This window comes from Pseudomonas sp. 05N434, from assembly GCF_056396965.1.
This window is the reverse complement of sequence record NZ_JBFTMK010000019.1, coordinates 1-23687: the sequence shown is the minus strand read 5'-3', so window position 1 is coordinate 23687 and position 23687 is coordinate 1. Positions and strand designations below refer to the sequence as shown.

Sequence of the window (23687 nt, the reverse complement as noted above, 5' to 3'; positions counted from 1 at the left end):
GTTCCAGGTAGTACTGGCTCGGCACACGGTTGAGGTACTGCTTGAAGATCCGCTCCAGCTGCCGACGCGATACGCACACATGCTGGGCGATTTCGTCGGTGGTCAGCGGCTCTTCGATGTTGGCTTCCATCAGCAACACCGCCTGGGTGAGCTTCGGATGACTGGAACCCAAGCGGTTCTGCAACGGAATACGCTGGCGCTCGCCGCCCTCGCGAATGCGTTCGACCACCAGTTCTTCCGACACCGCACCGGCCAGTTCGGCGCCGTGATCACGGGCCAGCACCGCCAGCAACAGGTCGAGCACCGACATRCCGCCGCACGCGGTCAAGCGGTCACGATCCCAGTCGAACAGGTGACTGGTGGCAATCACCTTCGGGAAACGCTCGGCGAAATCGTCCTGCCAGCGCCAATGCACGGCAGCGCGATAACCGTCGAGCAAACCCAACTGCGCCAATGGGTAAACACCGGCGGACAATCCGCCGATCACACAACCGGCGCGCACCAGCTGTTTCAACGCACTGCTGAGCGGCGGCGCGAGAGAAGTCGGTGGCTCATCGGCGAGYAGGAACAGTTTCTGAAAGTTTTCGAGCTTGCCGGCCCATGGCTCACCGGGCAATTGCCAGGCGCCGTCGGTCGGCGGTTCGGCCTGCAAAAACGACAATTCGTAAACAACGTCCGGGTGCACACGCTGGGCAACACGCAAGGCCTCCTCAGCCAGCGCAAGCGTCAGAGCTTTAGTGCTGGGCCAAATCAGGAAACCAATTCGATGGGCAGTCATGGCGGGCAATCCGAAACGAAAACAGTGTTAAAGCCAAAGGCGGCTGCAACCAAATTAGACCATCTGGCGCGCGGTGCGCAGCATGACCTAATTTGGTGCGTAACGGGAGCGATTACTTGAGGCTGCCCGAGAGGAATTGTTGCAAGCGTTCCGACTGCGGATTGACCAGCACTTCGCGCGGGTTGCCGCTTTCTTCGACGACGCCTTTGTGCAGGAACACCAGCTGGTTCGACACTTCACGGGCAAAGCCCATTTCGTGCGTCACCACCACCATGGTCCGGCCTTCCTGTGCCAGGGCCTGCATGACTTTCAGCACGTCACCTACCAACTCCGGGTCGAGGGCCGAGGTCGGTTCGTCGAACAACATCACTTCGGGTTCCATCGCCAGCGCACGGGCAATCGCCACACGTTGCTGCTCGCCACCAGACATGTGCCCTGGGTAGGCGTCCTTGCGATGGGCCACGCCGACCTTGTTCAGGTAGTGCTCGGCTTTCTCGCGGGCTTCCGCCTTGGACACACCGAGCACATGCACCGGCGCTTCCATGATGTTTTCCAGCGCGGTCATGTGCGACCACAGATTGAAATGCTGGAACACCATCGACAGGCGCGAACGCATGCGTTGCAGCTGTTTCGGGTCGGCGGCTTTCAGCGCGCCGTCCTTGTTGGCAACCAGTTTCAGCTCTTCATTGTTGAGCAGAATCTTGCCCGCGTGTGGCTGCTCGAGCAGGTTGATGCAACGCAGGAAAGTACTTTTGCCGGAGCCACTGGAGCCGATGATGCTGATCACATCGCCAGCCGCCGCTTTCAGGGACACGCCCTTGAGCACTTCGTGACTGCCATAGCGTTTATGCAGGTCTTGGACTTCAAGTTTGTACATGCGGTCGGTTCTCACAAAAACAGTCAGTCAGTCGTTGAGCAAGCGCCCGTGACGCAGCGCTTCGCGCCCCGCCACCTTGGCCAGCCAGAAACCGGGTTGGGCGTAACGCAGCCGCTCAATGGCAAACAGCACCCCGGACGTACCAGCACACACCGTGCTGACCCGATCCGCCAGCGGATCGATCACTTCAAAAATCTCGTCGCCTGCTTCAACCCATTCACCGGGTTTACGCAGAAAACTCAGCACGCCAGGATGCGGCGCGAACAGCAATTCGGTGCCTTCGAACGGCATGCCTTCGCACGCGTCTTGCGCAGGCTTGGGCCATTCACCGCCGATCAAGCCTTGCTCGGCGAGGAACGCCAGAATGCCTTCGGCGTGAGCTTCTGCCTCAGCGCGACCGGTATCGGCCTGACCACCCAGTTCGATGGTCGTCGCCAGGCAGGCCAGTGGAATCTGCGCATCCGGGAACAGACGCGACAAACGCAGCCACGGCAGCGAGCACGCTTCGTCAAAGGAACTGCCGCCGGAATCTTCCGCCAGCAGACCGACCTTGACGTTCAAGTGCGCAGCCAGTGAACGCCAGTGCGACCAGTGTTGCGGCAAGGCGTACATGTGCAGCGCCGCTTCGCAATCGCAATGCAGATCCAGCACCACATCGGCGGTGCAGGCATGGCTGAGCAAGATACGCTGCATGCCTTGCAACTGGCTGCTCGCCTCTGGCAAAGCTGCCAGGTGATCGCTCATGGCCTGACGGATCAGTCGAATATTGGCATGCGGATCATCACCCAGATGCCCATCGAGTTCGGCGGCCACCGGCGCGCTGAGTTCGACGAAATCCCGGTTGAAGTTCTTGCCGCTGCCCGCTTCGAAACGCCCCTGATGATTGCCTTGCAGCAATTGACCCAGGCCCAATGGATTGGCCACCGGCACCAGTTCGATCACACCGTTGAGCAAGCCTTGAGCTTCAAGTTCGGTCAGGCGTTTTTTCAGCTCCCAGGCCGTGCGCATCCCCGGCAGTTCATCGGCGTGCAGGCTGGCCTGGATATAGGCCTTGCGCTCGCCAGTACCGAAGCGGAACACCGAGATCCGGCGTTCACTGCCCAGGTGGCTCCACGGCAAAGCATGATCGATACGTTCCATATCAATGCTTCCGCGGGGCCAGATAGCCCAGCCAGCGGTGTTCGGCCATTTTGAACAGGCGCACCAGAATGAACGTCAGGCACAGGTAGAACGCGCCGGCGGTGATGTAGGCTTCGAACGGCAAGTAGAACTGAGCGTTGACCGTGCGCGCGGCACCGGTGATGTCGATCAGGGTCACGATCGACGCCAGACTGGTGGTCTGCAGCATCATGATCACTTCGTTGCTGTACTGCGGCAGCGCCCGGCGCAGGGCCGATGGCAGCAGGATCCGCTTGTACATCTTGATTCGCGACATGCCCATGGCCTTGGCCGCTTCGATCTCGCCGTTCGGCGTGGCGCGCAGGCTGCCGGCGATGATTTCGGCGGTGTAGGCGCTGGTGTTGATCGCGAAGGCCAGGCACGCACAGAACGAGGCACTGGACAGCCATGGCCAGAGGAAGCTTTCACGTACGGTTTCGAATTGCGCCAGACCGTAGTAGATCAAGAACAGCTGCACCAGCATCGGCGTGCCGCGGATCACGTAGGTGAACAGCCAGGCACTCATGTTGACCAGCGGCTGCTTGGAGACGCGCATCAGCCCCAGCGGCAGTGCCGCCAGCAAACCGAAGAACAGCGACAGCGCGAGCAGTTTGAGGGTGGTCACCAGCCCGCCGAAGTACAGCGGCAAGGCATCCCAAATGACGTTGTAGTCGAAGATCATAGCTCAGCCGCCCTTACGCCTACCGAGTAGCGCTTCTCAAGATGACGCAATGCCAGCAACGAGACGCTGGTGATCACCAGGTACATCGCCGCCACCGCGAGGAAGAAGGTGAAAGGCTCGCGGGTAGCGTCTGCCGCCTGCTTGGCCTTGAACATCATGTCTTGCAGACCCACCACCGAAATCAGCGCGGTGGCCTTGGTCAGTACCAGCCAGTTGTTGGTGAAGCCCGGAATCGCCAGGCGAATCATCTGCGGCACCAACACCCGGAAGAACACCTGAAAACTGCTCATGCCGTACGCCATGCCGGCTTCTGCCTGACCTTTGGGGATCGCCATGAACGCACCACGGAAGGTTTCCGACAGGTACGCACCGAAGATGAAGCCCAGGGTGCCGATACCGGCGGCCAACGGGTTCAGGTCGATGTAGTCGTCATAGCCGAGCATCGGCGCAACGCGGTTGAGCAGGTCCTGGCCGCCGTAGAAAATCAGAAGGATCAGCACCAGATCGGGAATACCGCGGATCACCGTGGAATACAGATCGCCCAGCCAGGCCAGCCAGCGCACCGGCGACAGACGCAGCGCAACGCCGATCAGCCCCAGGACGATGGCCAGGGCCATGGACGACAAGGCGAGCTGAAGCGTCAGCCATGCGCCATCGAGGATGACAGCCCCGTAGCCTTTCAACATGATTCAGGTCCTCGAAAGTTGGGATGAAAAAATGGCGCAAACCTCAGAGATCCTGTTGCTTGCGCCATTTCGGACTTGTTGCGGGGACGATTACTTGCCGTAGATATCGAAGGCGAAGTATTTGTCCTGGATTTGCTTGTACTTGCCGTTCGCGCGAATGGCCGCGATCGCGGTGTTGATCTTGTCTTTCAGCGCGTCGCCCTTGCGAACCGCGATCCCTACGCCGTCGCCGAAGTATTTGACGTCGGTGAAGGCAGGGCCAACGAAGGCGAAGCCCTTGCCGGCGTCGGTTTTCAGGAAGCCGTCATCCAGCAGGGTAGCGTCTGCCACGGTGCCGTCGAGGCGGCCAGCGGCCACGTCGAGGTAGATTTCGTTCTGCGAACCGTAAGGCTTGATCTCGGCACCCAGCGGGGCCAGGACTTCGCGGGCGAAACGCTCGTGGATCGAACCACGTTRCACGCCGATGTTCTTGCCCTTCAGCTCAGTCAGGTTTTCGCTGACTTGAGTGCCGGCCTTCATGACCAGGCGAGCCGGGGTGTTGTAATACTTGTTGGTGAAGTCCACGGACTTCTTGCGGTCTTCAGTGATCGACATGGACGACAGGATCGCGTCGATCTTGCGCACTTTGAGTGCCGGGATCAGGCCGTCGAACTCTTGCTCGACCCACTGGCACTTGACCTTCATCTCTTCGCACAGGGCGTTGCCGATGTCGTAGTCGAAACCCACGATGCTGCCGTCCGGTGCTTTGGAGGCGAACGGAGGGTAAGCCGCTTCGATACCGATTTTCAGAGGTTTTTCATCGGCGAATGTCGGCAGGGACAGCACGGACAGTGCCAGGGCGCCAAGCAGCACGAGTTTCTTCATCTTGGGACTCCATCGGTAAAGGGCAAAAACGGCAGAGTGAGCGACAGCCCAATATGCGAATGGTTAAACCAAAAAGCGGTGCTGCGTCCTAGGAACCGTGCGCTGATTTCAACGCAGGCAACGACGAGCGAGTGATTGGCATTCTAACGACAGGCCCGAAGCCGATATTTCTTCAATGCGACAACAAATTACAGAAGCACCGAGAATGCCACCTGGGCACGTTGACAGCTCCGCAATTTCATGCAAGAGCAAAAGACAGTGAACCGATCTATGTTGCAAATTGCGGGCCTATTATTGGCAAACCCTTCTAATCCGGCAAGCGTAGCGTTGTGTCTTATTTTTCATGGCGATTGAGAAGCCCTGAAACGGGGCTTTTCGTTTCCCAATGCCTCGTTATCGGGCGGGAGGTTACACATTCAGTTACTTGAAAGGTGATGGGTAACAATGGGAAATGGCCTACGGGGGAAGCCGATAATTATTGGTTGAAGATCAGTACGAAAAAGCCCCACCAGGCTCAACACCTGGCGGGGCTTCGATGACTCAGGAATCGGCGCTTAAGCGACGTTCATGGTCTTGTGCGTATCAATCAAATGCTGCACCACACCCGGATCCGCCAGGGTGGAGATATCGCCCAACCCGTCGTATTCCGCCGTGGCGATCTTGCGCAGAATCCGGCGCATGATCTTGCCCGAACGGGTTTTCGGCAGACCCGGCGCCCATTGAATGACATCCGGCGAGGCAATCGGGCCAATCTCTTTACGCACCCAATTCTTCAGCTCCAGGCGCAGTTGCTCGCTCGGCTCTTCGCCCGCATTCAACGTGACGTAGACATAAATGCCCTGCCCCTTGATGTCGTGCGGCACACCCACCACCGCCGCTTCGGCGACTTTCGGGTGAGCGACCATCGCGCTTTCGATCTCGGCGGTGCCCATGCGGTGGCCGGAAACGTTGAGCACGTCATCCACGCGACCAGTGATCCAGTAGTAACCGTCTGCGTCACGACGCGCACCGTCACCGGTGAAGTACATGCCACGGAAAGTCTTGAAGTAGGTGTCGACGAAACGGTCATGGTCGCCATACAGCGTACGCGCCTGGCCTGGCCACGAGTCGAGGATCACCAGGTTGCCCTCGGCAACGCCTTCGATGATGTTGCCCAGGTTGTCCACCAACGCCGGCACCACGCCGAAGAACGGCCGTGCTGCCGAGCCAGGTTTCAGCGCGTGAGCGCCCGGCAGCGGGCTCATCATGTTGCCGCCTGTTTCGGTCTGCCACCAGGTATCCACGATCGGGCAACGGGACTGGCCGACATTCTTGTAGTACCAATCCCACGCTTCCGGGTTAATCGGCTCACCGACCGAACCCAACAGACGCAGGCTGCTGCCATCGGCGCCTTCAACAGCGGCAGTGCCCGACGCCATCATCGCGCGGATCGCGGTCGGCGCGGTGTAGAGGATGTTGACCTTGTGCTTGTCGACAACCTTCGCCACTCGGGTGATGTCCGGATAGTTCGGCACGCCTTCGAACAGCAGCGTGGTCGCACCGTTGGCCAGCGGGCCATAGACGATATAAGAATGGCCGGTGACCCAGCCGACGTCGGCGGTGCACCAGTAGATTTCGCCCGGGCGGTAGTCGAACACGCGCTCATGGGTCATTGCCGCGTACAGCAAATAACCGCCAGTGGTGTGCTGCACGCCCTTCGGCTTGCCGGTGGAACCGGAGGTATAAAGGATGAACAGCGCTTCTTCGGCGCCCATTTCTTTTGGCGCGCAGACGGTGCCCGCCACTTTCATCAGGTCTTCGTACCAGATGTCGCGATGCTGGTTCCACTTGATGTCGCCGCCGGTACGCTTGCACACGATGACTTTCTGAATGCTGCTGGTTTCCGGGTTGGTCAGGGCGTCGTCGACGTTGGCCTTGAGCGAGATCTTCTTGCCGGCACGAATGCCTTCGTCGGCGGTGATCACCACTTTGGATTTGCAGTCGATGATGCGACCGGCCAGGGCTTCCGGGGAGAAACCACCGAACACCACCGAGTGAATCGCACCGATCCGGGCGCAGGCCAGCATGGCGACCACGGCTTCGGGGATCATCGGCATATAGATGGTCACCACATCGCCGCGGTGCACATCCTGGCCGCGCAAGGCGTTGGCGAACTTGCAGACTTGTTCGTGCAGCTCGCGGTAGGTGATGTTGCGGCTTTCGGCAGGGTCATCCCCTTCCCAAATAATCGCGACTTGATCGCCACGCTCGGCCAGATGACGGTCGAGGCAGTTGTAGGAAACGTTCAGCGTGCCGTCGGCGAACCATTTGATGTCGACATGGTGATCGTCGAAGGACGTCTGCTTCACCGTGGTGAAAGGCTTGATCCAGTCGAGGCGCTTGGCTTGTTCGCGCCAGAAGCCGTCCGGGTTGACGACCGATTGCTGGTACATGGCCTTGTAAGTGGCCTCGTCAGTCAGCGTATTGGCTGCTACCTCGGGACGAACGGGATACAAAGAAGCCGCACTCATCTTTCTTACCTCGGTGGAATAGTTGTTTTTGTATGGCCCCAGTTGTAGCCGGGACGGGCCTATAGAACCATTCGACGATGGTAGTAACAAGCCCCTACAAAATGTGGCTATACCGCGACGAAGCGCTCAAACCCGGCTATTGCGGGGCCTCGCAGGAGCTGGCGAAGCTTGCGATCTTTTGATCTTCGCGGAGATTGTTACCAAATCTGCCAAAAGTGTTTATCAAAAGCACAGCTATATGCCCGCCATTCCCAAGCCTAAAATCGGTCTCGCCAACACGGCAATGTGATTAACCCAGTTGCAGCCCCCACGAAGGCAGTTAATCCAAGACTCTTTACTAAAGCTCCACACGCAATCCTAAAAAGATTGCGTGACCCCATTCGACCTCAGAAAGGTAACTTTTAAATGAAAGCTTTATTGGTTCTGGCCCTCAGCAGTCTGTGCGCAACCGCCATGGCAGACGAGGCTCCGACTGATGCCGCAAAACAACAACCCGTCGTCGAGGAATACACCTACTCCACCCATCTGGACATCGCCAAAGTTGTCTCGATGAGCGAAATCCCGAATGTCTGCGAAGTGGTCCCGGCCAAAATGGTCTACGACGACTCCAAAGGCCAGCGACACATTCTGCGTTACAGCGTCATGGGTAACGGCTGCTCCAACGGCTGATCCGCCCCACTTTTATCTCCCGAGGCTCGACCCATCCTTTTTTAGAGACCAGATGAAGCGCCGAGCCTTGCATCGATAAATACGATTGTTTTAAGCATTTATTTGCACTTTTTAATCTAATTATCTGGCGTAGTATGAATTCCACACCAAGGCAAAACGCCAACGAACCTGGAGCCACTACCATGAAAACCAAACTGATCCTCGCCCTGACCCTTTCCGTCCTGGCCGCCAACACCTTCGCCGCCGATGGGTACGACCGCACTGGCTCGGCTGCCTTCAACGACGCGGCTGTCGCTTCTGACGGATACGACCACACCGGTTCTGCCTCTTTCGCGGCTGACGGTTTTGATCGTACGGGCGCTGCCAAAGTCGCTGCCGATGGCGCCGATCACATCGGTGCCGCCAAGGTTGCCGCTGATGGTACTGACCGCGTGGGTGCCGCTCGTTTCAGCTGAAACCGGGCGCGACATCACAGCCCGACTTCGGTCGGGCTTAGTCATTTCTAGCTAGAAAACTGACGAGATACATTTTTGGTACCTCCCCCGCCTTAAACCCAGCACACGCTAGCCTCACATCATTTCGCCCTGTCTCTTCCCGTAGGTGCGGCAATATGATCGAAAAAAAAATCGGCCTAAAACCTCATCAAAGTCTATACTCTGCGCCGTTGATTTGGCCGTAAAATACTCTTCTACAGGCCTCAACTCTCGGTAAGCCAAGCCCCATGCGGCTGGTAGGCAATTCGCCCTACCACAACGCGACTAGTCGGCTTGCTCCGTACAGAATCCATGTACTGCGTGCGTAATTTTTACTACTGCAAGCTACATTTCCTTTAGATCCAACGCGGCCAGAACCGGCCGTGTGAAAAACCAACCTATCAGTTTTCACACGGGCAATCTGGCCCTCACGCAGGAGACGACACGTCATGCTGAGCTGGGACGAATTCGACAAAGAAGATGACGGCGAAGTCGCTGTAAAAGGCGCCAATGCCGGCCACGCTTCTGAAGCCAACATGGACCGCCTCGACAGCGCCGGTGGTGCCGCCGCTCAAGAGGCCCGCGCCGTGACCGCGACGGACTCCGCCGCCATCGCCCGCGCCAAGGCTGCCCTGGATTCCCTCGACGTCGCCGAAGGCCTCGCCGAACTGGAAGGCGCCTCTGCCCGTGTAGCTGTCGATGAAAAGCGCATGATCAACTGCCGCGCCGACCTCAACCAGCTCGTGCCATTCAAATACGACTGGGCATGGCAGAAGTACCTGGACGGCTGCGCAAACCACTGGATGCCGCAAGAAGTCAACATGACCGCCGACATCGCCCTCTGGAAAAACCCGGAAGGCCTGACCGACGACGAGCGCCGCATCGTGATGCGCAACCTCGGCTTCTTCTCCACCGCCGACTCCCTGGTTGCCAACAACCTGGTCCTGGCCGTGTACCGCCTGATCACCAACCCGGAATGCCGCCAGTACATCCTGCGCCAGGCCTTCGAGGAGGCGATCCACACCCACGCCTACCAGTACTGCATCGAATCGTTGGCCATGGATGAAGGCGAAATCTTCAACATGTACCACGAGATCCCATCGGTCGCGAAAAAAGCCACCTGGGGCCTGAAATACACCCGTTCGATCTCCGATCCGAAGTTCGAAACCGGCACCGTCGAAACCGACAAAGAGCTGCTGCGCAACCTGATCGCCTACTACTGCGTTCTGGAAGGCATCTTCTTCTACTGCGGCTTCACCCAAATCCTCTCCATGGGCCGCCGCAACAAAATGACCGGCGTCGCCGAGCAGTTCCAATACATCCTGCGCGACGAATCCATGCACCTGAACTTCGGCATCGACGTGATCAACCAGATCAAAATCGAAAACCCGCACTTGTGGGATGCCGAGATGAAGGAAGAAGCTTCGCAAATGATTCTGCAGGGCACTCAGCTGGAGATCGAATACGCGCGGGACACCATGCCACGCGGCGTACTCGGCATGAATGCGGCGATGATGGAGGACTACCTGAAGTTCATCGCTAACCGTCGTTTGAGCCAGATTGGTTTGAAGGAAGAGTATCCAGGGACGACTAACCCGTTCCCTTGGATGAGCGAGATCATGGACTTGAAGAAAGAGAAGAATTTCTTCGAGACGCGGGTTATTGAGTATCAGACTGGTGGGGCGTTGAGCTGGGATTGATTTCCGAGCTCGCCGTGATTTGACGATGTAAATCGAAAAATCGAATTGCAAGAGGCCCTGATCTGATCGGGGCCTTTTTATTGGGTAAGAAAATTCTCACTAATTTCGACCTTCGCTACTAAAACTCCTACAACAATTCCAGCACCGTCCGCATTGATGTCGTTTCAGAGCATCTCTAAGCTCTATAGCAGGTGCCTAAGAAACGCCCAACGTAGAAGCTAACTTCCTTTCCTCAGTACGCGCGCTGATATCAGCGATATACGCGTAATCCTGTGAGTGGGAGAAACAGCCTGTTGGGATTTCTTAGATCCTCTACGTCGGGTTCCGGCCCTCTTCCACTCATACGTAGAGGTAATGGATATGCCTGCAGAAACTCCACACCGATCGGTCATGCGTGATCCCTTTAGGCCGACGATCTTCACCCGCCACAACCTCCACCTCCATGCTCTCCTCCTTGAAAACCAGCCATGGTTCTGCGCCCGCGATATTGGCCGTTTGATGGGTGTCCATCTGAGTGATCGCATGGTCAGCAAACTGGATAAAGATCAGCGTCGCGTCTTGTGGATTGAGTATTTCCGGCAACCAGAAAAACAGCTGATGCTCAGTGAGTCCGGCGTGTATGCGCTGTTGGTGTATCACTACGTTCCAGGGAATCGGTTGCTACGAGAGTGGTTGACCCATCAGGTGGTGCCGGCCTTGCGCGATGCAGAGCAATCTGAAAATTCAGATCGGCCGATGTTGAGCTTGTTGGATTGGCCGGAAATGTCGTTGAGTCTGCTGCATTGGCATAATGAAGGTTGGATTCGGTTACGGGATATGCCTTACCTGTTAAATGATCAGACTCAAAGTCGGGTGAATGTGCCGAAACCATGGTGGCGGAGGGTCGTTCAGGTGTTTCAGTCGTAGAAGCATTGGACGGGCTAGGCGCCGTGTTTTAGGAATGCCAGCGAAATCCGTAGCTATTTTTAGCAATTCGCAGACAGCTTTGATTACCAAGTATTGCCCGAGGGTTTTCAACCCTCGGGCAATTGTATCGATATCCCAAGTTAGGGTGATCAGAAGCCGAAGTTCAGTCGTCCGACAAGCAAATCACTTCAAACTTCCCTGCAACACTCCTCTTACAGCACACAGCTACCTTAGGTTAAGTTGTCGAAAACCCAACGCCCACTGAGAATGCCTTTCAGTTGTTCAACGCTCAGCAACTGGTTGGGCTTTTTATGAACAACCGCGTGGCAATTTGCGCAGAGTGTAATCATGTCGGTTGCTGGATCTACCACCTGGTCTTCTTCATATTCAGAAATGGGCTTCACATGGTGTACGTGGATAAAGCCTTTCGCGTGCTCGCCGTAAGCCTTCTCAAAATCAAATTCACAGGCGTTACACCGAAGCCCGTGAATTTTGATTGCTTGCAGCCTAAGCTTTGGGTTGCGCTCATATCTAACGCCGTAATAGGCGACTTTTTTCCCTTCAATGCCGGTAACTCTAGTCTCAAACTCCTGCGCGCCATCGATTGGGCTAGAACCGTCATCCAGTTGCGTCTTCAGCACCGCGTGAGAGCAAATTCTGTCAAATACGGCTTGATCAATTTCCCGAGCACTTCTGCGCCAATAATTGTTTTTTAGTTTTTGAGGAATTGGCTCAAGGTATTCCCCATCAATTTTGTTCGGGACTGCAAACTCAAAAGGCTTGARATCCTCAATATCAGCAAACAGATCACCCTTTGTGCTGTCCTTGTCCGCATATATCTTCCCTACTCGAGCAACACCAAAATAGTGTGGGTTCGCACTCAGGCGCTGATCCGAAAAAGCCTTATTTTTCATTTTCCCTTTGTAGTACAGCACCTCCATTCCTTCGGAGAGCACCGGTCTGTACTGCTTTGGGAAGTGATACCGGGCCCCGGTTTTATCGGACCACTTCGATACATCATTTTCGGCAATGACAGCAGGCATCCATTCATCCTCATAACAGAAGATGAAGCCTACCAAACAACATGAAAATTCCTACAGGCTTCGCGAAAAAACCCCACATTTCGATCAGCAAAGGAAGAGTTTCGCTCCAGCAGCTTCAGCAGCTTCAGCAGCTTCAGCAGCTCAATCAAACCCCGCAGAAACATCTCCTTTTTTACAGATGCCGTAGATAGCAAAATCGTAACTGCACCTCATCGTGCGCGGCCAAACGTGCCACGCGTACGCCCCAGGATTGAAGATATTGACGAATTAAGAGGTGCGTTATCACGCCCCTCCCGCTATTAATACCCTTCCCCACTCAAGGACCCGAGCCCGCCATGAAATTCGACCTCGCCTACTGCCTCAGCCTCGACGACAAGCTGTCGATCTATGACGTGCGCGATTTGAATTTCGACGAAACCATGGAGTTCGATTCCGCCAAAGAGCACTTCCAGTGCCCCAACGATGCCTGTCGTTTGTCCTTCGATGCCGCCAACGTGTTGGGAACGTTCAACGCCAAGAATGTGAATTACGTGCGCACGCCGCACTTCAAGAACATGCCCAGCACGCGGCATGTGGCGGATTGTCCTTATGTCAGTCTGAAGACGCCGGCATCGGGCCTGGAGACGGACGGGGCGGAGTCGGATGACGGTCGGGAGGAGCATTTTCCGTCGGAGTTGTTGCTGACTCGGCGTGAGTATGTGCGTAAGCCTGCGAGCCCGGCGGTGGCAGCGGATGTTTTGCGCGATGCCCCAACACTCACTTCAGCGAGCAGTAACGTCGAGCAGCCAAGCCGGGAGTCGGCGCCGGACAAGACCAGTGTCTTCGCCCATCCCGTTGAGTGTTTTGTGTCGAACTTCGCGGACAAGGAGCTGCTCAAGCGCATGCCGCTGAAGATTGGCGAGCACACGGCGCCTTATGGGTCGTTCTTCAAGAAGATCGAGTACCTGCAGGACAACAAGGGGCTGATTTACTGGGGCAAGATCAAGGAGATCAAGGATTACACCCAGAGCTTTCGCATCGATTTCGAACAGAAGGTCTGGTTCAAGCAACCGGACGAGGCGAAGAAGAAGCCTTATTCGGTCAACGTTTATCTGAGCAAGAAGCTGATCGACAACTACCGCAAGCGCAAAGCGTTTCTGGAAGAGATCAAGCACGCCGTCGACAGTGATGCCGAGTTGTATTGCTTCTTTTATGGCGTGACGCCGGAGTTGAAGCAGGTGCCGAGCAAGAAAAACCCCGAACAGACGTTCGGGGTGTTCAGTGCCAACATCGAGAACCTGGATCACTTCATTATTCGGGAAGCGCCGGGGTTGGCGTCGGGCTAGGGTTTAATTTTTTGGCAGTTCGAGTTTGACCGCGCCGGGGTTTTGCTTGACCACGGAGTACGGCAGCACTGACCAGCCCGGGTCATCGCAATTGCGTTGTACGCGGGCGAAGTACGGTCCCAGGTACAGGCCTTTTGCGGTGAAGTGCCAGTTGGAATAACCCCAAACGCTTTCGTCGGTGTAGTCGCAGCTGTCCTCGTCCGCCGGCTTCTGCATTTCCTCGGGGTACAGCGCGGTGAATTGCTTGATCAGCCATGGTACGAACACTTCGCGCTGATAAGTGAATCGTGCCTTGCTCTCTTCCTCGGTCAACGATGTATCGCTCGCGCCGTCGCGGTCGGCGTGCAGCAGCGGCTTGCCGTTACCCACCCACAGCACGTCTTCCAGCGACAGGCTATGGCCGGTGTGAACGTCGAGGTTGATCGGCGAATTGCCAAAATCCGGGTGAGCGCCGCCGCAGCTGTAGCTGGTGGAGATGTTCAGGCTGACCACATCGGGCGACAGGAATTGGGGGGCGACGCCTTGGTCGAATTCGGCATATTCCCCACCTCCCAGCAAGCAGCCGTGGTAGTTGATGACTTCGCTCCAGAGCCGCTCCAACAATTGCTGATTGATCCGCTGCTGGTCAGCTTTCGGGTAGCCGGACTCGATGCTGAACATGGAGAGACCCGACGCGGGCTCCGTCCACCATTGCAGGTCGTAGCCCATGAAGGACTCTTTCTTGCCCGGTTTGAGTTTCAAGCCTTGCAGGCGCAGATATTCGTAAGGATCGCTTTTCGGCAGCGCGGCGATGAAGGGCAAGGCATCTGCTGCCGGTGTTGGGAGCTTGGCCTCGGTCAATTGCATTTGCAGAACTTTGCCCTTGGGGCCTTTCCATTCGCCTTGCCAGCCGTTGGCCGTTTCTTGCAGCTTCAGGGTTGGCTGGGGTTTGTCTTCACCGTAGCGGTTGTTGCCTTCGGTTAGCGTCAGGGTCTCTTCTTGCAGCGAGCCGCTCAGCTCCAGATCGCGATGGTATTTCTCATAGAAGTAGCGGCCGGTGACTTCGTCCGGCTGGTTGGTGTTGAGCTCCAGCACGATCGGCATCTTGCCCAAGGTACCGGTGAACACTCGTCTCCCGTCCTCGGCATGAGCAGTGGAACACAGCATGAGTAACAGCGTGGCGACTGGCGCCAGGCGTAACAATCCTTTGAACATTGATCGATCCCTGAATGAGTCGGAAGCCGCGCCGGGCAGGTTGCATGCGGCGCAAGTTGAACGGGGGACGGATTATGGCGAGGTTGCAGGGGAGAATCGAGCCTCATTGCACGCCCCACTTCGTCGCCATGCTGAGCATCACCACTACCAGCAAACCAATATAAACCCGCGCATGCACCCGATCCGGTATCCGCCCGATCCACGGCGTGGCCAGCCGAATCCCCACCAGCGACCCAACCGTCAGCACCGCAAACGCCAGCACGTCCACATAGCCGACAAACCACGCCCCCAGATCAAACTCGGTAAACCCCGCCATCGCCATATAGGTCAGCGTTCCGGCCACCGCAACCGGAAGACTCAATGGATTAGCCATGGATGTGGCTTGCGACATGCTGAGGCCACAGCGTCTTAGCAACGGCACGGTCATGACGCTGCCGCCCACCCCAAGAAACGTGGCGATAGCGCCAATTCCCACACCGCCGCCAGACACTTCTGCCCCGCCCAATCGCCGTGGGATTTCGATGTAGGACTGTGTAAGAAAACCGCGTCTGAACAAGCAATCCAGAATGGTCACGCCCAGGTAAACGATGAAGGCAAAACGGATCAACTCACCACTCGCCCGCATCGCGACCACAGCTCCGACGATCGCGCCCAAGCCGATGAACCCGCCCAACGGCCACAAGTAATGGCGAATGAGATTGCCGGCGTGGTGATGTTTTCTGGTGGCGATTAGCGCATTGACGATCATCACGCAGGTCGAGGTGGCTACGGCAATGTGCATCGCCGCTTGGCCGATGGGGTCGTCGATGCCGTGGCTGGCCGTGAGCATGCGGTACAGCAAGGGCACGACGACAAATCCGCCGCCGAAGCCGAACAGCACGGCGGTGACGCCGGTCATGCAGCCGAAGAGTGCCAGCAAGAGGTAGAAAAACATCGCGCATCGTCCGTGGGTTGAGAGTGGCCGACGATAGAGCGATATGGCTTGGCCTGCTTCAGCAAGTCAGCCAATAATGTTTGCGTTTACGCCAACCGCTGGGTGCCGCTCGATGCGCAATGTTTCGATTGATCTGCTGGACGACACGCCACGGCCGGTGGTGGCCATCGGTACGGATTATCCCGACGGTCATCGGTTGCCGCGCCATACCCATCGACGGGCGCAGTTGTTGTATGGCGCCACCGGGGTGATGCAGGTGAGCACGCTCGACGGCAATTGGGTGGTGCCGCCGCAGCGGGCGGTGTGGATTCCGCCGGGGGTGGCGCATGAGGTGTTGATGCTGGGGGTGAGCACTCGCAGTGTGTATATCGAACCGGGGGCGGTTGATCTGGGCAGCCGCTGCCAGGTGATCAGTGTTTCGCCGTTGCTGCGGCATTTACTGATGGAGGCGGTGGAGGTTGCGCTGGAGTACGACGAGGCCGGGCGCGATGGGGCGCTGATCGACTTGTTGCTGCATGAACTGGCGCGCAGTGCTCACCTGCCATTGCACATTCCGTTGCCTGTGGATTCGCGGTTGCTCGGGTTGTGTCAGAGGTTTCTCCGGCAACCGAACGCTCACCAATCGCCGCAGCAATGGGCCGATCAGTTGCATATCAGTTTGCGTACGTTCAATCGTCTGTTCCGCCAACAAACCGGGCTGAGTTTCAGCCAATGGCGGCAGCGAGCCTGCGTGGTGCTGGCCTTGGCGCGGTTGGCGGTGGGCACGCCGGTGACGCGCATTGCCCTGGATTTTGGTTATGAAAGCCCGGCGGCGTTTTCGACGATGTTTCGTCGTGTGCTGGGGCAGGCACCGTCCGTTTGGTTGGAGGGGGCGAAATGACCCCGTAGGAGCGAAGCTTGCCCGCGAAGAATGCACCGCGGTTTCCAGGGATTACGCATCATCGTTCTTCGTGGGCAAGTCGGATCGCCGCACCGCTCGCGTCTACAGGTTCTGCACTGGGCGGATGATTGTCTTGACTGGCTTGTTCTGACAGCAATTCAAAGCTCTGCTCCTTCACATCCTGGGAATCCAGGCCGATTTGCACCCGGAACTCACCCGGCTCGGCGACGTATTCCAGTTGGGCATTGAAGAACTTCAAGTCGTTCTCGTTAATGCTGAAGTGGACTGCTCTCTCCTCGCCGGCCTTGAGCATGATTTTTTGAAAGTTTTTCAGTTCTTTGACCGGCCGGGCGACGGAGGCAACGACATCGCGGATATACAGCTGAACCACCGTTTCGCCGTCACGCTGGCCGGTATTTTTCACCATGATGCTGGCGACGAGGTTGTCGGTCTTGTTCAGTGTGGTCGAAGACAGGGCCATGTCGGTCAGGCTGAAATCGGTATAGCTCAGCCCATAGCCGAAGGGGTAAAGCGGCCCATAGGATTGATCGAAATATTGCGACGTGTAGTTGCGAAGCGCACCCGGCAGATACGGACGGCCGGTGTTCAGGTGGCTGTAGTAATTGGGGATCTGCCCCACGGAACGTGGAAAGGTGATGGGTAATTTGCCGGACGGGTTGTAGTCACCGAACAATACATCCGCAACGGCGTTGCCTCCCTCGGTACCGCTGTACCAGGTTTCCAGAATCGCATCGGCCTGTTTCTGCTCCTTGCCGATCGACAACGGCCGACCGTTCATCAATACCAGTACCAGCGGCTTGCCGGTGGCTTTCAGGGCGGTGATCAATTCACTCTGGCGCCCCGGCAGATCGAGGCTGGTTCGACTGGCCGCTTCATGGGACATGCTGCGGGGCTCGCCCACCACGGCGATGACAACATCGGCTTGCTGTGCAACCTTGACTGCTTCGTCAATCATTTCTTCTGCCGGGCGAGGGTCGTTGGCGATTTCAGACACGCCCTGGTATTCCAGGTATTTAACAACCTCCTGATCCTCCTCGAGATTGGCGCCTCGGGCATAGATCAGCGAGCCCTGGCTCATCGCGCTTTTCAGCCCGTCGTAGATCGTCACCGATTGCGCGGGCACACCACTTGCAGACCAACTGCCCATGATGTCGACGGTACTTTTTGCCAACGGGCCGATGAGCGCGATCGTGCCCTCTTTTTTCAGCGGCAAGAGCCCGTTTTCATTCTTCAGCAGCACCAGTGTCTTGCGTGCCACTTCACGGGCCTGCGCTCTGTGCAGATGGTTTTCGGCGTTGTTATCAGCAGCGCTCTCACTGGCAGCGCCGAGGCGTCGGTAAGGGTCTTCGAACAGCCCCATGTCGTACTTGGCACCCAGTACTTCCCGCACTGCGTTATCAATATCGCTCTGGGAAATGGCGCCAGACTCAAGCAGCCCTGGCAACTCCGGCCCATAGGAGGAGTCGTTCATGCTCATATCAATACCGGCCCTGATGGCGAGCCTGGCCGCGTCGCGAGGATTCCTCGCAACACCGTGCTGAACCAGATCGGTGACCCCGTTATGGTCGCTGATGACCAGTCCCTTGAAGCCCCACGCTTTGCGGAGGAGGTCCTGCATCAACCACTTATTGGCCGCCGCCGGTACACCATTTATCGAGTTAAGCGCCGCCATGACGGCTCCCGCGCCACCCTCGATCGCCGAACGATAAGGTGGCAGGTAGTCCTGGTACATTCGGGTCAGGCCCATGTCGACGCTGTTGTAGTCGCGCCCCCCCTCGACAGCCCCATACAACGCAAAGTGCTTGGCGCTGGACATGATGCTGTCGGGCGCGTTCAGGCTTTGTCCCTGGTAGGCCTGGACCATCACTCTGGCAATGCGCGAAACCAGATAGGTGTCTTCACTGGCAGATTTTTTCGGGCGTCATCTTGTCATCGATAGCGATCAGCCGCAGTTGGCCGACTTTTTCGTCGAGGGTCATCTGATTGATGAGGTTGGTGACAAAGGCATCTTTGTCTGGCGATACCGTATCGGCCAGGACCGGCAGAGTTGTAAAGCTGATCAGGGCACATAGCAGACGTAGTCTTTTCATGATTCCCTTCCCCGCGTAACGCTGTGGCGCACTGCTTTTGAAACGCCACCTTTCCGGCATTGAAGATCAGAAGGCTGACGTTCAATCATTTGGAGCTTTCAGGAAACCGCCTAGAGACAGCGTAGTCGGTCCAACGCCCCTGCCTGAGCGAAAAAAGAGAATCGATCAAAAAATGAGTTTGATCCGGGCGCAAAACAACTGTACAAAAACACAGTACATTTTCGAATCGCCACGCTCGATCCCCGGAGAAAACCATGGCCTCTCTTGCAATGAAAATCACCCTGGAACGCATCGCCCTCTTCCAGTTCACCCCCGCCCACTGCGCCCAGGCCCGAGCGATGCTGGGTTGGAGTGTGGAAGAGTTGTCCGAGGAATCCGGGGTTTCCGTTGACGCCATCCAGCGATTCGAGGCGCAGCGTAATGTGCTGGATGTCACGCGGCTGGCGTTGGCGTATCGGTTTGAATCGCAAGGCCTGGTGTTCTTCCCGGGGTTTGCACCGGGCCGAGGGATGAATGTGAAAGGGTCCACACCGAATCCGGTGGGGCGGGCGGATTATGCGATGGTTGAGTGAGGTTGCAGCAGATGCGGGCCAAAGCCGAACACGTTATGAAAATAGGCATGCTCCTCGAAACCGGTCAGCTGAGTCAGGCTGAGGCGGCCCATAGGCTTGGATTGTCTGAGGAGGAACTGAACGAAATACTCCGTGGAGAATTTTGCGATCTGACCGTGGCAAAAATCTCGGAATATACAAAGCCGTTACTGGACAAACGCAGCTGAAAAGTCCGGGGCGCTTGCACCGCAAGCGCCCCGGCAGCACAACATCAAGCGTTCTGCACGGTCGCCTGATCGCTTACATCTTCCACACCCAACCACCACGCGCCACCACGCTGCGGATACATCACGTTGAACGCCTCGCCCATTTGCGGCGTGGTGATCGACACGTTTCGTTCCCAGGCCAGCGCCAGAATACGGTCGAAAGGTTCGTACCAGGCGTGCATCGACAGGTCGAAGGTGCCGTTGTGGATCGGCAGCAACCAGCGCCCTTTAAGGTCGATGTGCGCTTGCAGGGTTTGCTCGGGCTGCATGTGCACGTGAGGCCACTCGACGTTGTAGGCGCCGGTTTCCATAAGGGTCAGGTCGAATGGGCCGTACTGCTCGCCGATACGTTTGAAGCCGTCGAAGTAGCCGCTGTCGCCACTGAAGAAGATCCGCGTGTCGCCGTCGATCATCACCCACGATGCCCACAGGGTGCTGTTACCGTCGAACAGCCCGCGACCGGAAAAGTGTTGCGAAGGTGTGGCTATGAATTGAAGGCCATCGACCTCGGTGCCCTGCCACCAATCCAGTTGGCGCACTTTGCTAGCGTCGATGCCCCACTTGATCAGAGTGTCCCCCACGCCCAGGGGCGTGAGGAAGTAGCGGGTCTTGTCCGCCAGTTTGAGCACGGCCTGATAATCGAGGTGGTCGTAGTGATCGTGGGACAGGATCACCGCTTCAATCGGCGGCAGGTCTTCGAGGCTGATCGGCGGCTGGTGGAAACGCTTGGGGCCGGCCCATTGCACGGGAGAGGCGCGTTCGGCGAAGACCGGGTCGGTGATCCAGAACTTGTCCTGCAGCTTGAGCAGAAGCGTGGAATGGCCCAGGCGATAGACGCTGTGGTTAGGCGCGGCAATCAACGCCGCCTGGGTCAGGGTTTGCACCGGAACGGGGGCCGACGGCCGGGTGTCGTGCGGTTTGTTGAAGATGAAGTTCCACAGGATGCGCAAGGTTTTGCGAAAGCCTTCGCGCTGCACCGGCACATGGTTTCGGTACTGCCCTTGAGCCTGTCGGGACGCTTCAGGCGTTGAAGCGTTGTTCGCTGGGGAAGTTGAAGTGTCCATGACTGAATGACTCCAGAAAAACCGCACAATCGACGATTTTCCGCTTGGGACGATAAATGGCCAAGGCATGCACGCATCAGCCGAAGATTCAATTTCTCACGGTGCAGGATTAACACAACATTACACTGCACAGTGTAGTTTCTAGGTTGCATCAAAGCCGATCACAAGTAAACTACCAAGTGTAATTCTCCACTTTTTCCTGCCGAAGCGTACTTATGACAGCTCCACRGCGCCTCACCGACCGAAAACGCGAAGCCATCATCCAGGCAGCGATTGCCGAATTCCGTACCCACGGTTTCGATATCACCAGCATGGACAAGATCGCCGCCACCGCCGGCGTGTCGAAGCGCACGGTGTACAACCACTTCCCGAGCAAGGAAGAGTTGTTTGCCGAAATCCTCAATCAGTTATGGACCCGAGTAACGGCCGAACAGGAAACGGCCTACCGCCACGACCTGCCCCTGCGCGATCAGCTGCGCCTGATGTTGCAGGCGAAATTGCAGATGCTGGCCGATGACAATTTTCTCGACTTGGCGCGGGTGGCGATTGCCGCCACCATCCACTCTCCCGAGCGTGCGCAGAACATGGTTGCCCGAATGGGTGAGCGCGAAGAAAGTTTGACCGTGTGGATTCGTGCCGCCCAGGCCGATGGCCGCTTGAAACAGGTCGCGCCTGAGTTCGCTGCGCAACAGATCCACGGGTTGCTCAAGTCCTTTGCCTTCTGGCCGCAGATTTCCATGGGCCAAACGGGCCTGTCGCCCGAGATGCAGCACACAGTGGTGGAATCTGCGCTGGACATGTTCCTGGCGTGCTATGAGTGCTGAACCGAGCTGCAAAAAATGACAACGTCCGCCACTTTATCGCTGTTCGATCGCTCTGAATAAAAACACCGAAATGTGTTTCTGAATGAGACTGGCGCTGGAGCTATAGTGAGCCTCAGTCCCATCCCCTCTTCAGAGAGCATCATGAGCACTCCGACCCACGAAACCGAAACCGAAATCACCGGCCCCGTCGATCACCTGCGCTTCCATCGCCCTCACGCGCACCTGGCACCTACTTTCGGTACCGACCGTTTTGCCCTGCGCGCCGAGGCTTTTGCGCGGTTCTTTGGCACGCCGACCTTCCTTGGCGCCCAGACCTTGGTGGTGGTGATCTGGATTTGCCTGAACCTGTCCGGCGTAACCCAATTCGATGTGTACCCCTTCATCCTGCTCAACCTGGCGTTCAGCCTGCAAGCGGCCTACGCCGCGCCGCTGATTCTGCTGGCCCAGACGCGTCAGGCGGCGCGGGACAAAGCCCAGTCCGAAGCCGATGCGCGACATCGTGAAGCCTTGGCCATCGCCAACAGTGAACGTCAGGCCCAAGCCGCGCGGAACACTGCGCAACTGAAGGAGTTGCTGGAGCAAAACACCCGGCTCACCGAAATCACCAAGACCCTGACTGAGCGCATCGAAAGCCTGACCTCGGAAATGCATCAACACTTCATCAGCAAGGAGCCACCGAAGGTTTGATCCGGAGCGCCCGCCCCAACTCGTCGAACAACGTCACCACCGAGCGCAATGCGCGGCAGTTCGGGCGGGTCAGCAGCCACAGCGCGGTGTCGTAACCGTGCAGGGGCTCGGTCAACGGTTGCAGTCCGTCACCGATCAAAAAGTCCGGCAACGCCGCGATGCCCAGTCCGGCCCGCACCAACTCGGTCACCGACAACATGCTGTTGCAGCGATAACCGGGTGTAACGCCAGGCAACTGCTGGCGCCGCCAGGCGACGGTGGGGTGATCGGGAAGAAAGTCGTCCGGGGCGATCCAGGTTAATGAGGCCAGGTCGTGGGATTCGACCGATTGCAGATAGGCCGCGCTGGCACAGACCCGGTAGGAAATGTCTGCCAATCGCCGGCCAACCAGATGCTCGGGCGGGGTACGGGTCAACCRCAAGGCGATGTCGGCGTCGCGGCGGCTGAGGTTGGCGAAGTCGTTGGAGGTGCAGAGTTCAATAGTCAGTGCCGGGTAAGACGGCATGAACCGCGCCAGTGCCGGTAACAGCMGACTTTGCAGGACCGAATCGGTGCAGGTCAGGCGCACGGTGCCGCTGATGATTTCTCCGCCCTGCTCCACGCCAATGCGCGCCGCCTCCAGTGCTTGTTCGGCGCGTTCAGCCTGCTCGGCCAGGGTCTGAGCCAACGTGGTAGGCAGGTAACCGGTGCGGCTCTTTTCGAACAGTTGCTCGCCCAGCGCGGCTTCGAGGCGACGGACTGCGCGAAACACCGTCGAGACGTCGACCTTCAACAACGCCGAAGCCCGGGCCAGAGAGCCGCCGCGCACCAAAGCGAGGATCAGCGACAGGTCGGGATAGTCCAGCTGATAGTGCGTCGATGCATTGATCACTTGGGATAACGCCAATATTGATTGCGTGAACGCCAATCTATAGTCGGTGCCAGAAATCAACAAGCGTCGAGATCACTCATGGAAACCAACGCCATCCGCATTGCCCTGATCGGTGACTACGATCCACACGTCACCGCCCATCAAGCCATCCCCGTCGCCCTCGGCATGGCCGCCGAACACACCGGCATGAACCTGCAGTTTGAATGGCTGCCCACCGACCGCATCACCGCCGATACGCCACTGGACGACTTCGATGGGTTCTGGTGTGTACCCGCCAGCCCTTATCGCAACATGGATGGCGCGTTACGGGCGATCCGCTTTGCCCGGGAACTACAACGGCCGTTCCTCGGCACGTGCGGCGGTTTTCAGCACGCGGTACTGGAGTTCGCCCGCAACGTGTTGGGCTGGGAAGATGCCGAACACGGCGAGACTTCGCCCGACGCGACACGGGCGTTGCTCACGCCGCTGGCCTGTGCGCTGGTGGAAGCCGTCGACAGCATTCATTTGGTTGAAGGCTCGTTGATCGCCAAGGCGTACGAAAATGCGGAGATTCGTGAAGGCTATCACTGCCGTTACGGTGTGAATCCCGAGTTTGAACGGCAGCTACTGACGCGACAGTTGCACGCGGTTGGCC

The 23687-nt window shown here is 57.6% G+C and carries 24 protein-coding genes and 1 pseudogene; 11 read left to right on the top strand and 14 right to left on the bottom strand.

Going from position 1 to position 23687, the window contains the following annotated elements:
* The 7 genes from AC1DLB_RS02510 to acs form a co-directional block, all read right to left on the bottom strand.
* On the bottom strand, positions 1-778 hold a 778-nt coding region (locus AC1DLB_RS02510; protein ID WP_477784560.1), incomplete at its 3' end, for a GlxA family transcriptional regulator.
* Positions 779-890: 112 nt separating this feature from the next.
* Positions 891-1655, bottom strand: coding sequence for an ABC transporter ATP-binding protein (locus AC1DLB_RS02505; protein ID WP_007971015.1), 765 nt, complete (start codon positions 1653-1655; stop codon positions 891-893).
* A 27-nt stretch (positions 1656-1682) separates the two neighbouring features.
* Positions 1683-2795 (bottom strand): succinylglutamate desuccinylase/aspartoacylase family protein, encoded by a 1113-nt coding sequence (locus AC1DLB_RS02500; protein ID WP_086944545.1) that lies wholly within the window; start codon positions 2793-2795, stop codon positions 1683-1685.
* Between the two features lies 1 nt (position 2796).
* Positions 2797-3495 carry an ABC transporter permease gene (locus AC1DLB_RS02495; RefSeq protein ID WP_018926395.1) on the bottom strand — a complete coding sequence of 233 codons (699 nt, stop codon included), beginning with the start codon at positions 3493-3495 and terminating at the stop codon, positions 2797-2799.
* The gene (locus tag AC1DLB_RS02490) at positions 3492-4181 is read right to left on the bottom strand and encodes an ABC transporter permease (RefSeq protein ID WP_007934894.1); all 690 of its coding nucleotides are present in this window, start codon (positions 4179-4181) and stop codon (positions 3492-3494) included. The genes AC1DLB_RS02495 and AC1DLB_RS02490 overlap by 4 nt, the downstream gene beginning before the upstream one ends.
* Positions 4182-4271: 90 nt before the next feature.
* On the bottom strand, positions 4272-5045 hold the full coding sequence (locus AC1DLB_RS02485; protein ID WP_477784559.1) for an ABC transporter substrate-binding protein: 774 nt from the start codon (positions 5043-5045) through the stop codon (positions 4272-4274).
* Between the two features lie 554 nt (positions 5046-5599).
* Positions 5600-7555 (bottom strand): acetate--CoA ligase, encoded by a 1956-nt coding sequence (gene acs / locus AC1DLB_RS02480; protein ID WP_477744614.1) that lies wholly within the window; start codon positions 7553-7555, stop codon positions 5600-5602.
* Between the two features lie 405 nt (positions 7556-7960).
* On the opposite strand from acs, the gene AC1DLB_RS02475 reads away from it, so the two are divergent.
* The 4 genes from AC1DLB_RS02475 (at position 7961) to AC1DLB_RS02460 (ending at position 11303) form a co-directional block, all read left to right on the top strand.
* Complete coding sequence (locus AC1DLB_RS02475) at positions 7961-8224, top strand: DUF2790 domain-containing protein (protein WP_018926398.1); 264 nt, start codon at positions 7961-7963, stop codon at positions 8222-8224.
* 182 nt (positions 8225-8406) lie between these two features.
* A complete protein-coding gene (locus tag AC1DLB_RS02470; protein ID WP_064616452.1) occupies positions 8407-8679 on the top strand; it encodes a hypothetical protein in 273 nt (90 codons plus the stop codon).
* A 467-nt stretch (positions 8680-9146) separates the two neighbouring features.
* The gene (locus AC1DLB_RS02465) at positions 9147-10397 is read left to right on the top strand and encodes a ribonucleotide-diphosphate reductase subunit beta (RefSeq protein ID WP_007934889.1); all 1251 of its coding nucleotides are present in this window, start codon (positions 9147-9149) and stop codon (positions 10395-10397) included.
* 390 nt (positions 10398-10787) lie between these two features.
* Entirely contained in the window at positions 10788-11303 is a 516-nt protein-coding gene (locus tag AC1DLB_RS02460; protein ID WP_477744613.1) for a BRO-N domain-containing protein, read from the top strand.
* 230 nt (positions 11304-11533) lie between these two features.
* Here AC1DLB_RS02460 and AC1DLB_RS02455 read toward each other — a convergent pair whose 3' ends face one another.
* Positions 11534-12346, bottom strand: a complete 813-nt coding sequence (locus AC1DLB_RS02455; RefSeq protein ID WP_477784558.1) for an HNH endonuclease — start codon at positions 12344-12346, stop codon at positions 11534-11536.
* 335 nt (positions 12347-12681) lie between these two features.
* Here AC1DLB_RS02455 and AC1DLB_RS02450 point away from each other — a divergent pair, with 335 nt between their 5' ends.
* Entirely contained in the window at positions 12682-13671 is a 990-nt protein-coding gene (locus AC1DLB_RS02450; protein ID WP_477744612.1) for a hypothetical protein, read from the top strand.
* A 3-nt stretch (positions 13672-13674) separates the two neighbouring features.
* Here AC1DLB_RS02450 and AC1DLB_RS02445 read toward each other — a convergent pair whose 3' ends face one another.
* A complete protein-coding gene (locus tag AC1DLB_RS02445) occupies positions 13675-14865 on the bottom strand; it encodes a hypothetical protein (protein ID WP_477744611.1) in 1191 nt (396 codons plus the stop codon).
* Positions 14866-14968: 103 nt separating this feature from the next.
* Entirely contained in the window at positions 14969-15799 is an 831-nt protein-coding gene (locus tag AC1DLB_RS02440) for a sulfite exporter TauE/SafE family protein (protein ID WP_477744610.1), read from the bottom strand.
* Between the two features lie 112 nt (positions 15800-15911).
* On the opposite strand from AC1DLB_RS02440, the gene AC1DLB_RS02435 reads away from it, so the two are divergent.
* Positions 15912-16679: an AraC family transcriptional regulator gene (locus AC1DLB_RS02435; protein WP_192379701.1), complete on the top strand. Its 768-nt coding sequence runs from the start codon at positions 15912-15914 to the stop codon at positions 16677-16679.
* 151 nt (positions 16680-16830) lie between these two features.
* Here AC1DLB_RS02435 and bglX read toward each other — a convergent pair.
* Together bglX and AC1DLB_RS02425 are read right to left on the bottom strand one after the other, a co-directional pair.
* A pseudogene (bglX, locus tag AC1DLB_RS02430) lies at positions 16831-18603 on the bottom strand (beta-glucosidase BglX); the annotation flags it as partial.
* Positions 18599-18790: a hypothetical protein gene (locus AC1DLB_RS02425; protein WP_477784557.1), complete on the bottom strand. Its 192-nt coding sequence runs from the start codon at positions 18788-18790 to the stop codon at positions 18599-18601. The gene AC1DLB_RS02425 and the pseudogene bglX, both read right to left, overlap by 5 nt.
* Before the next feature lie 254 nt (positions 18791-19044).
* Here AC1DLB_RS02425 and AC1DLB_RS02420 point away from each other — a divergent pair, with 254 nt between their 5' ends.
* Together AC1DLB_RS02420 and AC1DLB_RS02415 are read left to right on the top strand one after the other, a co-directional pair.
* Entirely contained in the window at positions 19045-19362 is a 318-nt protein-coding gene (locus AC1DLB_RS02420; protein ID WP_018926408.1) for a helix-turn-helix domain-containing protein, read from the top strand.
* A gap of 11 nt (positions 19363-19373) precedes the next feature.
* Positions 19374-19568: an XRE family transcriptional regulator gene (locus AC1DLB_RS02415; protein WP_477744608.1), complete on the top strand. Its 195-nt coding sequence runs from the start codon at positions 19374-19376 to the stop codon at positions 19566-19568.
* A 44-nt stretch (positions 19569-19612) separates the two neighbouring features.
* Here the strand turns inward: AC1DLB_RS02415 and AC1DLB_RS02410 are convergent, their stop codons facing one another.
* Complete coding sequence (locus AC1DLB_RS02410; protein WP_086944535.1) at positions 19613-20671, bottom strand: MBL fold metallo-hydrolase; 1059 nt, start codon at positions 20669-20671, stop codon at positions 19613-19615.
* Positions 20672-20886: 215 nt separating this feature from the next.
* Between AC1DLB_RS02410 and AC1DLB_RS02405 the strand changes: the two genes are divergently transcribed.
* Entirely contained in the window at positions 20887-21495 is a 609-nt protein-coding gene (locus AC1DLB_RS02405; RefSeq protein ID WP_477784556.1) for a TetR/AcrR family transcriptional regulator, read from the top strand.
* Between the two features lie 141 nt (positions 21496-21636).
* Positions 21637-22182 carry a DUF1003 domain-containing protein gene (locus AC1DLB_RS02400; RefSeq protein WP_018926412.1) on the top strand — a complete coding sequence of 182 codons (546 nt, stop codon included), beginning with the start codon at positions 21637-21639 and terminating at the stop codon, positions 22180-22182.
* Here the strand turns inward: AC1DLB_RS02400 and AC1DLB_RS02395 are convergent.
* Positions 22157-23116, bottom strand: a complete 960-nt coding sequence (locus tag AC1DLB_RS02395; RefSeq protein WP_477784555.1) for a LysR family transcriptional regulator — start codon at positions 23114-23116, stop codon at positions 22157-22159. The two genes, AC1DLB_RS02400 and AC1DLB_RS02395, sit on opposite strands and share 26 nt — an antisense overlap.
* Before the next feature lie 15 nt (positions 23117-23131).
* On the opposite strand from AC1DLB_RS02395, the gene AC1DLB_RS02390 reads away from it, so the two are divergent.
* Positions 23132-23687 (top strand): CTP synthase C-terminal region-related (seleno)protein (locus AC1DLB_RS02390; RefSeq protein ID WP_477784554.1); only part of this gene is annotated, 556 nt, incomplete at its 3' end.

Bases quoted from the DNA above. Each gene is read 5' to 3' on its own strand.
- AC1DLB_RS02505 (WP_007971015.1), bottom strand. From the start codon at position 1,655: ATGTACAAACTTGAAGTCCAAGACCTGCATAAACGCTATGGCAGTCAC.
- AC1DLB_RS02500 (WP_086944545.1), bottom strand. From the start codon at position 2,795: ATGGAACGTATCGATCATGCTTTGCCGTGGAGCCACCTGGGCAGTGAA.
- AC1DLB_RS02495 (WP_018926395.1), bottom strand. From the start codon at position 3,495: ATGATCTTCGACTACAACGTCATTTGGGATGCCTTGCCGCTGTACTTC.
- AC1DLB_RS02490 (WP_007934894.1), bottom strand. From the start codon at position 4,181: ATGTTGAAAGGCTACGGGGCTGTCATCCTCGATGGCGCATGGCTGACG.
- acs (WP_477744614.1), bottom strand. From the start codon at position 7,555: ATGAGTGCGGCTTCTTTGTATCCCGTTCGTCCCGAGGTAGCAGCCAAT.
- AC1DLB_RS02475 (WP_018926398.1), top strand. From the start codon at position 7,961: ATGAAAGCTTTATTGGTTCTGGCCCTCAGCAGTCTGTGCGCAACCGCC.
- AC1DLB_RS02470 (WP_064616452.1), top strand. From the start codon at position 8,407: ATGAAAACCAAACTGATCCTCGCCCTGACCCTTTCCGTCCTGGCCGCC.
- AC1DLB_RS02465 (WP_007934889.1), top strand. From the start codon at position 9,147: ATGCTGAGCTGGGACGAATTCGACAAAGAAGATGACGGCGAAGTCGCT.
- AC1DLB_RS02460 (WP_477744613.1), top strand. From the start codon at position 10,788: ATGCGTGATCCCTTTAGGCCGACGATCTTCACCCGCCACAACCTCCAC.
- AC1DLB_RS02450 (WP_477744612.1), top strand. From the start codon at position 12,682: ATGAAATTCGACCTCGCCTACTGCCTCAGCCTCGACGACAAGCTGTCG.
- AC1DLB_RS02445 (WP_477744611.1), bottom strand. From the start codon at position 14,865: ATGTTCAAAGGATTGTTACGCCTGGCGCCAGTCGCCACGCTGTTACTC.
- AC1DLB_RS02440 (WP_477744610.1), bottom strand. From the start codon at position 15,799: ATGTTTTTCTACCTCTTGCTGGCACTCTTCGGCTGCATGACCGGCGTC.
- AC1DLB_RS02435 (WP_192379701.1), top strand. From the start codon at position 15,912: ATGCGCAATGTTTCGATTGATCTGCTGGACGACACGCCACGGCCGGTG.
- AC1DLB_RS02425 (WP_477784557.1), bottom strand. From the start codon at position 18,790: ATGAAAAGACTACGTCTGCTATGTGCCCTGATCAGCTTTACAACTCTG.
- AC1DLB_RS02420 (WP_018926408.1), top strand. From the start codon at position 19,045: ATGGCCTCTCTTGCAATGAAAATCACCCTGGAACGCATCGCCCTCTTC.
- AC1DLB_RS02415 (WP_477744608.1), top strand. From the start codon at position 19,374: ATGCGGGCCAAAGCCGAACACGTTATGAAAATAGGCATGCTCCTCGAA.
- AC1DLB_RS02410 (WP_086944535.1), bottom strand. From the start codon at position 20,671: ATGGACACTTCAACTTCCCCAGCGAACAACGCTTCAACGCCTGAAGCG.
- AC1DLB_RS02400 (WP_018926412.1), top strand. From the start codon at position 21,637: ATGAGCACTCCGACCCACGAAACCGAAACCGAAATCACCGGCCCCGTC.